Raw genomic sequence first — 7,548 nt, forward strand, 5'->3', positions numbered from 1 at the left:
GGCGACGGTGGGGTGGCGGAAGAGGTCGACCATCGAGAACTGGCGCTGGAGGGCGGCTTCCAGGAGGTTGTGCACGCGGGAGAGATGCAGGGAGTGGCCGCCGAGGTCGAAGAAGTTGTCGTGCGGGCCCACCCGGTCGAGGTGGAGGATGTCGCACCACGTGCGGGCGACGAGCTCCTGGGTGGGTCCTGCGGGCGCGGCGCCGCCGGGGGAAGCGTCGCTCCGGGCGTCGGCCGGGGCGCAGGTGGTGGGGTGGCCGTATCGGTCGGGAAGCGTGGCGGGCTGCCGCTCCGACGGTGCGGAGGTGTGCGCGGCAAGGCGGTGCACCAGGCGCGCGGGAGCGTCGAGGCGGCTGCGGATGAACGGCTTGGACGCGTCGAGTCCGATCAGCACATGGGGGTCGTCGTGGCGCAGGGCGTGGAGGAAGGCGCGCAGGGCGTGGAGGAACGCGCGCAGCCCATCGCCGCGGCCGATGGAGTGGTAGCCGCGGGCGCGGCTGGGTTCGGTGAGGTGGTGGCCGATGGTGTGTCTGGGGGACATCTCGTTCGTCTTCGACATGCAGCAAGCGGCGGCGATGTTCACCGCCACGCCCGCCAGCGCGGTCACAAGCACCAGGGTCCCGCCGACCTCCGGCGGGTCCAGCAGCCTTTCGATGTTCTCGTACGTCAACCAGGCCGACAGCAGCAGCAAGGTGAGCCCGTTCGCCTGCGCCGAGAAGATCTCCGCGCGCTTGAAGCCATAGGTGAAGCGTCCGCGTACGGGCCGGCTCGCGAGCTTCATCGCCCACAGGGCGAGCGCGATCGCCCCCGCGTCGGAGAGCATGTGCGCCGCGTCGGCCAGCAGGGCCATCGACTGGGCGGCGAACGCGACGACAACCTCCACCGCCATGTAACAGACGATCAGTCCCAGCGCGAGCGATAACCACCGGCGGTCATGATGGTCACCACTGGGGTGCACCGCTTTACCGTCGGCATGCTGACGCCCATGCTTCATCGGATTCCCATCACTCTGCGGCCTGAACAAGGAAAGCGAAGCGCATCAATCACTCGACTTCAAAAGCTGCAATGAAGACGATTATCAATTACCTGGACATTTCAAGGTGAATTTGGAATTCCGGCCAGGTAACGGCTTGAGGCGCCGACCGCGCATGGCCGGAAATCAAACGAGGAAAGGCCAAAAAGGCAGTGAGCCGAACCGGACGGACCGCTGTGCGGCGCGCGGCGGCCGGAGCGTAGGCTCCGCACCATGTCTGTCTACGACGCAGTAGAGATCGAAAGCCTTCACGGTGGACCCGCCGACCTGGCTCAGTACCGGGGCAAGGCCGTCCTCGTTGTCAACGTCGCCTCCAAGTGCGGTCTGACCCCGCAGTACGCGGGCCTCGAGCGCCTGCACGCGCAGTACGCCGCCCGCGGTTTCACCGTCCTCGGCGTCCCCTGCAACCAGTTCATGGGCCAGGAGCCCGGTACGTCGGACGAGATCGCGGAGTTCTGCTCGGCGACGTACGGCGTGACCTTCCCGCTGACCGAGAAGGTCGACGTCAACGGCGAGGCCCGCCACCCGCTGTACGGCAACCTCGTCGACACCGCCGACGCCGAGGGGCACAGCGGCGACATCCGCTGGAACTTCGAGAAGTTCGTGATCGACGCGAGCGGATCGGTCGTGGCGCGGTTCTCCCCGCAGACCGAGCCGGACGCTCCCGAGGTCATCACCGCGATCGAGGCGCACCTGCCGAAGTAGTCGACGTAGTCGACGCGGTGCCGGCGAGGGCGGCGAGGGCGGATGCCTCCGCGCTGTCCTCGTCTGCACTGAACACGTGCACCACCAGGCCCGTCTCGCCGGGGGCGGCCGGCACGTGCAGGGTCTCGAAGTTCAGGGTGAGCAGCCCGGCGGCCGGGTGCCGCAGGCGTTTGCGGCCCGCCGCGCACATCACGACCTCGCCGCTGTCCCAGATCCGCCGGAACTCGGCGCTGGCGGTGGTCAGTTCGGTGATCAGCGCGGCCAGTTCCGTGTCCTGCGGGTAGCGGCCCGCGGCGACGCGCAGCTGGCCCACCGCCTCGGCCGCCCGGTCCTCCCACTCGGGGTGGACGAGACGGGACGCCGGGTCGAGGAAGAGGAACCTGGCGTTGTTCCGGTCGCGGCGGGCCGGATCGGCGAGGCCGCCGATGAGTTCGGCGCCCAGCGGGTTCCAGGCCATCACGTCGAGACGGTGGTCGGTCGCGAAAGCGGGGAAGCCGCCCAGGGCGTCCAGGATCCGTCGCAGCAGAGGGCTGACCCTGGCCGTGGGCGCGGGCTCTCGCCGGGCCGCGGCCAGCGTGGTGAGGTGCGCGCGCTCCGCCGTGTCCAGGCCGAGCGCCCCGGCGAGCGCGTCGAGCACCTCGGTGGACGGCTGGGTGGCCCGGCCCTGTTCGAGGCGTACGTAATAGTCCACGCTGATCCCGGCCAGCTGGGCCAGTTCCTCACGGCGAAGGCCGCGCACCCGGCGGCGGCGACCGCCGGTGAGCCCCACGTGCTCCGGCGCCACACGCCCCCGGCGGGCGCGCAGAAAGCCGCCGAGCGCCCGCCCCGTGTCGCCGGTCCCGTCGCTGGCGTCGCCCGTGTTGACCGTCTCGACCGTGTCGCTCTCGCCGTTCATGAGCCCCAGTATGCGTGGCCCTGGCAGTACCAGGATCGGCGTTCCGACGTCGAACAGGGTGCTGGCTGACCGGAGCGCGCCCGGAGATCGTGGCTCCATGAACACCACCACGCCGCCCCGCCCGAAGAAGATCCTCGTCGTCAGCGCCCACCCGGAACCCCGTTCGCTCAATGCCTCCCTGGCCGCCTTCGCGGTCGACGAACTGCGCGCGGCGGGGCACGAGGTGCGGGTCTCGGACCTGTACGCGATGAAGTGGAAGGCGACGGTGGACGCCGACGACTTCCCCGGTCACGACGCCGACCGGCGGCTGCACGTGATGGCCGCCTCCGAGCGGGACACCCTCGCAGGACGCCTCTCCCCCGACATCGCGGAGGAGCAGGAAAAGGTGCGCTGGTCGGACGCGGTGATCCTGCAGTTCCCGCTGTGGTGGTTCTCGGTGCCGGCGATCATGAAGGGCTGGATCGAGCGGGTGTTCACCAGCGGGTTCGGCTACGGCCCGGCGGTCCCGCCGCCCTACGGCGAGGGCGTCCTGGCGGGGCGGCGTGCGCTGCTTTCGGTGACGCTCGGCGCCCGTGAGTCGTCGTTCTCCGACCGGGGGATCCACGGCCGCCTCGCGGACGTCCTGCATCCGGTGCAGCACGGTCTTTTCTGGTTCACCGGCATCGCGCCGCTGGAGCCGTTCGCGGTGTACGGCGCGAACGAGCTGCCCGATGAGCGGTTCGCGGCGGCGAAGCGGGAGTACGGGCGCCGGCTCGGCGGCCTCTTCACCGACGAGCCGGTCCCGTTCCGTTCGCTCGTCGGCGGCGACTACGACCACGACATGCGGCTGCTGCCGGGCGTGGAGACGCCGGGGACGAGCGGCCTCGAGCTCCATGTCCGGCCGCGCGGCTGATCAAGTCGCCGCCGTGCGCGGCTACTTGAAGGCGTCGGCGTTGCGTGCCGCCCACTCGGCGAAGGTGCGGGGCGGGCGGCCGATGACGCGCTCGGCGTCGGGGCTCACCCGCTGTTCGTCGGGCGACGGTGAGCCCAGGATGGCGAGGGTCGCCTCCACCACCCGCTCGGGCATGAAGGTCAGCAGCTGTGTCCGGGCCTCCTCCTCGGTCTGCTCCACGAACCGCACCGGCTCACCGATGGCGTCTCCGATCGCCGCGGCCTGCTGCCTCGGCGAGACCGGCGCAGGACCCGTCAGCACGTAGGTGGCGCCGCCGTGCCCGGCTTCCCGCAGCGTGCGCGCGGCGACCGCCGCGATGTCGTCCGGGTCGATCACCGGCAGGGCGACATCGCCGAACGGCGCGGCGACCGTCCGGCTCGCGCGGACCGCGTCGGCCCAGAGGTACGCGTTGGAGCCGAAGCCGCCGGGCCGCAGCACCGTCCATTCCAGCCCCGAGCGCTTGACGGCCTCCTCGTACGCCGGTGGGTGACGCAGCGATCCGACGCCTTGGGAGGAGAGCAGGACGACCCGCCGGACGCCGCCGGTCTTCGCGGCGTCGAGGACGCCGTGCACGTCGCCGCCGGCCAGTACGAAGTCTCCGGAGGTCAGCAGGAACAGGGTGTCGGCCCCGTCGAGCGCGGGCTTGAGCTGCTCGGGATCGGCCACGTCCGCCCGCAGATGGCGTACCCCTGCCGGGACGTCCGCCGCCGACACCGAGCGCGAGACCGCCGTGACCTGTTCTCCCGCCGCGACGAGCGCCCGTACAAGTGGCCGTCCTACGTTGCCCGTTGCCCCGGTCACCACGATCATGTTCGCTCCCCATGGGTTGTTCTCTCTGCCCGTCGTCTGCGGACTCGAGGAAGCTATCGGGGCCGGGACATTAGGTACCTAAGGCTTGTCCCGTAAAAGATCTTCGAATCGCGTTGGACGGGGTTAGCAGCTGAGGGCCCGCTCGTTCATCCGGCGAGGTTGAGGTTGTGCAGGCGGGCGATTCCGAGCATGGCGTGGTGGACTCCGTCGCCTTTGAGGCGGCAGTCACGGAGGATCTTCCAGGTCTTCATGCGGGCGAAGGTGTGCTCGACGCGGGCGCGGACCTGCTTGTGCGAGCGGTTGTGTTCCTGTTTCCAGTCGGGGAGTTCCTCGCCTTTGCGGCGGCGGTGGGGCATGACGAGACCGGTGCCCGGATAGCCGCCGTCGGCGATCGTCATCGTCCTGCCGACGGCGGCCTTGGCCCCAGACTGCTCCCACGCCCTGCAGTCGTTGCGGTTGCCCGGCAGAGGCTGGCCGACCACGACGACCAGGCGAGTGTCGGCGTCGATGACGACCTGGTGGTTGGTGGAGTATCTGTAGTTCTTGGACTGCTCGGCGATGGTGTGGTCACGGGTGGGGACCAGGGTGCCGTCCACGATGAGTACGGCGTCCTTGGCGAAGCGGCGGCGGGGCTGCAGTGCCAGGAGCGGACCGAGGTGGTCGATGATGCGGTCGGCTGCAGACTTGGAGATGCCGAACAGCGGAGCAAGCTGGCGCATCGTCAAGTTCGTGCGCCAGTACGCCGTGACCAGCAGTGTCCTGTCCTCCAGCGACAAGCTCCACGGTCTGCCCCTGCGGGTGGTGTCGGCCCCTGTGCGACGCAGCACCGTCACCAGCTTGGTGAACTGGCGCGGGCTCAGCCCGGTGAACGGGGCTATCCAAGACGGCTCTGACGCCGTGATCACACCAGCCATCGCGAGATCATTCCACTGCCGGGTCGGCCTTTTCTCCTTCGATCCTGAATGGAGCAGGAAGGCCTCAACGGGCTCCACGCCCTCCGGTGGGACGCGTTGCGGCCAAGGTGCCTGTAGTTCAGCTACCCAGCTTGGGTGACTCCTCCGCGGTTCGCGTATCGCGGGAGATCCCACTCCGCTATCAAGATCACATCACAGCTGGTTGATCAACGGACGGGAATCCCATGCTTCACTCCAGCACGCGCGCCCTGCTCACCATTGCCCTCGCGGCTCTCTCCTTCGTGGCCCCGCTGACCCTGACCGTCCCGGCTCACGCCGACCCTCACGATGAGTGCACTGTCAACGGTGTCGCCCCCGACCCGAGCGCGACCGCCCTGTCTGGCGGTCCCGGCGACGACGTCATCGTCTGCTCCGGCGAACTCGAATTCCCGATCAGCGGCGGTGATGGCAACGACACCATCACCATCCAAGGCAACGCCGTCCGGGACGGGATCTCCGGGGGGCCTGGTGACGACACCATCACCGTCACTGGCGACGTGGGGGGACCCGGCCAAGCAGGCGGCATCGCCGGGAACGCGGGCAACGACACCATCACGACAGGCAACGTCGAGTCAGACAACATCAAGGGTGGCCAGGGTAACGACCACATCACCACGGGCGACGTCACCAACATCGACTACTCCAGGCAGTCAAGAGTCCTCGGAGGCGAGGGCGACGACACCATCACCACCGGCGACGTGAACGGCACTCTGGTCAGCCTATCCCGCAAGGTCCTCGCCGCAGTCGCCGGGGAGGAAGGCAACGACATCATTCACACCGGAGCCATTCGCCAAGGACGCGTAGCAGGCAATAAGGGTGCGGACGTCATCGAGGCCGGGGCTCTCAGCGAGGGCAACATCTACGGCGGCCCCGGGAACGACCGGATCAGCGGAGCCGGAAACACGGTCCTGTCTGTCGGACGCAGCAGCGTCGTCGATGGCGGCGACGGCACCGACACCTGCAACGCACAGGCCACCGCCGGCGGGCAGATCCTCAACTGCCCCTAACTCCCGAGGTGGCCGCCCGCGCCCACAGGCGGCCACCCCGAATCTCCGCGCGACCCGGACCCGCCACCAGCCACCAGCCAGGCCAATCTGGCTGGCCGCACACCCAAGATCAGTTACGGGACAACCTTTAGGGGAAAGTAATGGAGAGCCGGCCTGATGGTGACCGACCTCACAGGCCGCCGGGGGGCCGCCGGCACTATTCGTACGTCCTCTTCCAGCGCGCCCGGTGCCGACTGTCGCCCTGCCCCGCGGCGCTGACGTCGAGGAGCGATTCCAGCGGGGTTCCGCTGTTCCACAGGCCCAGATGGTCGCGGTGCACGGTGGCGATGGAGTGCGTCGCCGCGAACGTCGCGGAGGGGCGGCTGAACCGTGTGGTCGTCACGAAGATCGCCACATCGGCCCCGAAGTGCACGCGGGAGCCCAGGAGATCGCGCAGATCACGGCTGGCGATGGTGCTGCTCGGGGCGTACCGCTTGCACTGGACGACCATGCTCCGGCCGTCCGGCAGCCGCCCGAGCACATCGGCGCCCTGGTCGCCGGCGCCGCCCACCCAGCGCACCTCGGTGCATCCGTCCCTGCGGCAAAGACCGGCGACATGCTCCTCGAAGGCGGTGCCGCTCATGGCGTCCACATCCGCGAGGGTCCGGTGTCCCGCCCGCACCGCCTCCTCTCCACGCCACTCACGATCCCGCCCGCGCGCCATGCGGTCCGTACGCCACAGCCACCACGCCACGGATCCGAGGCCGCCGAGGATCAACACCGCGGCCGCGTAGGGCCAGACCACCGACCAGAACACCACCACCAGGAGCGCCACGGCGACAGCCACGGCACCCGCCTCGCGCCGTTTGCTCTCCTCCGTGCGCCGTCGCCGTCGAGCGGCCATCGGTGCCCCCTCCGCCATCCTTGCCCAGCAGTGTGGGCAGGGAGCGCGGGTTCGGGAAGGGCGGACGTTCGGCCAGTGGCCGAAGCCGGGCCCCGCCCCGTGCCGGTGGATCTGCGCGGCGGCGACCACACAGACGGCGGTACATCCAGCCGGACCAAGCTGACCTGCGGACTTCTGGCCGCGCTCCTACGGTGGCTGAATGGTCATCAGGTACCTTCCGCGCTCCTCATCCGTCCGCACCGCGGCCCTCGCGATCGTTGCTCTGGTCCTCCTGCCCACATCCTTCGCGGCGGCAGCCCCGGCTGAGCCCGCACCCCCCGCGGCGGCAGCCC

At 69.7% G+C, this 7,548-nt stretch carries 8 protein-coding genes and 1 pseudogene; 3 read left to right on the forward strand and 6 right to left on the reverse strand.

Features of this window, described 5'->3' with window-relative positions:
• On the reverse strand, positions 1-558 hold a 558-nt coding region (locus tag E2651_RS45740; RefSeq protein ID WP_348541699.1), incomplete at its 3' end, for a phosphopantetheine-binding protein.
• Positions 544-993, reverse strand: a pseudogene (locus tag E2651_RS45745) (cation diffusion facilitator family transporter); the annotation flags it as partial. The gene E2651_RS45740 and the pseudogene E2651_RS45745, both read right to left, overlap by 15 nt.
• Before the next feature lie 252 nt (positions 994-1,245).
• Between E2651_RS45745 and E2651_RS38850 the strand changes: the two are divergent.
• On the forward strand, positions 1,246-1,737 hold the full coding sequence (locus E2651_RS38850; RefSeq protein WP_135335987.1) for a glutathione peroxidase: 492 nt from the start codon (positions 1,246-1,248) through the stop codon (positions 1,735-1,737).
• Here E2651_RS38850 and E2651_RS38855 read toward each other — a convergent pair.
• On the reverse strand, positions 1,706-2,632 hold the full coding sequence (locus E2651_RS38855) for a helix-turn-helix transcriptional regulator (protein ID WP_135335988.1): 927 nt from the start codon (positions 2,630-2,632) through the stop codon (positions 1,706-1,708). The two genes, E2651_RS38850 and E2651_RS38855, sit on opposite strands and share 32 nt — an antisense overlap.
• Positions 2,633-2,729: 97 nt before the next feature.
• On the opposite strand from E2651_RS38855, the gene E2651_RS38860 reads away from it, so the two are divergent.
• Positions 2,730-3,524, forward strand: a complete 795-nt coding sequence (locus E2651_RS38860; protein ID WP_135335989.1) for an NAD(P)H-dependent oxidoreductase — start codon at positions 2,730-2,732, stop codon at positions 3,522-3,524.
• A gap of 21 nt (positions 3,525-3,545) precedes the next feature.
• Here E2651_RS38860 and E2651_RS38865 read toward each other — a convergent pair whose 3' ends face one another.
• Positions 3,546-4,373 (reverse strand): NAD(P)H-binding protein, encoded by an 828-nt coding sequence (locus E2651_RS38865; RefSeq protein WP_135335990.1) that lies wholly within the window; start codon positions 4,371-4,373, stop codon positions 3,546-3,548.
• Positions 4,374-4,519: 146 nt separating this feature from the next.
• Entirely contained in the window at positions 4,520-5,287 is a 768-nt protein-coding gene (locus E2651_RS38870; RefSeq protein WP_135335991.1) for a transposase, read from the reverse strand.
• Positions 5,288-5,568: 281 nt separating this feature from the next.
• On the opposite strand from E2651_RS38870, the gene E2651_RS38875 reads away from it, so the two are divergent.
• Positions 5,569-6,333 carry a hypothetical protein gene (locus E2651_RS38875; protein WP_167829026.1) on the forward strand — a complete coding sequence of 255 codons (765 nt, stop codon included), beginning with the start codon at positions 5,569-5,571 and terminating at the stop codon, positions 6,331-6,333.
• Between the two features lie 196 nt (positions 6,334-6,529).
• Here E2651_RS38875 and E2651_RS38880 read toward each other — a convergent pair whose 3' ends face one another.
• Positions 6,530-7,216, reverse strand: coding sequence for a restriction endonuclease (locus E2651_RS38880; protein WP_135335993.1), 687 nt, complete (start codon positions 7,214-7,216; stop codon positions 6,530-6,532).
• Between the last annotated feature and the right edge of the window lie 332 nt (positions 7,217-7,548).

Source organism: Streptomyces sp. MZ04 (assembly GCF_004684775.1).
Lineage (GTDB): Bacteria > Actinomycetota > Actinomycetes > Streptomycetales > Streptomycetaceae > Streptomyces.

Excerpts from the sequence above, each read along its gene's own strand:
- E2651_RS38855 (WP_135335988.1), bottom strand. The coding sequence starts at position 2,632 with ATGAACGGCGAGAGCGACACGGTCGAGACGGTCAACACGGGCGACGCC.
- E2651_RS38850 (WP_135335987.1), top strand. The coding sequence starts at position 1,246 with ATGTCTGTCTACGACGCAGTAGAGATCGAAAGCCTTCACGGTGGACCC.
- E2651_RS38865 (WP_135335990.1), bottom strand. The coding sequence starts at position 4,373 with ATGATCGTGGTGACCGGGGCAACGGGCAACGTAGGACGGCCACTTGTA.
- E2651_RS38880 (WP_135335993.1), bottom strand. The coding sequence starts at position 7,216 with ATGGCCGCTCGACGGCGACGGCGCACGGAGGAGAGCAAACGGCGCGAG.
- E2651_RS38870 (WP_135335991.1), bottom strand. The coding sequence starts at position 5,287 with ATGGCTGGTGTGATCACGGCGTCAGAGCCGTCTTGGATAGCCCCGTTC.
- E2651_RS38860 (WP_135335989.1), top strand. The coding sequence starts at position 2,730 with ATGAACACCACCACGCCGCCCCGCCCGAAGAAGATCCTCGTCGTCAGC.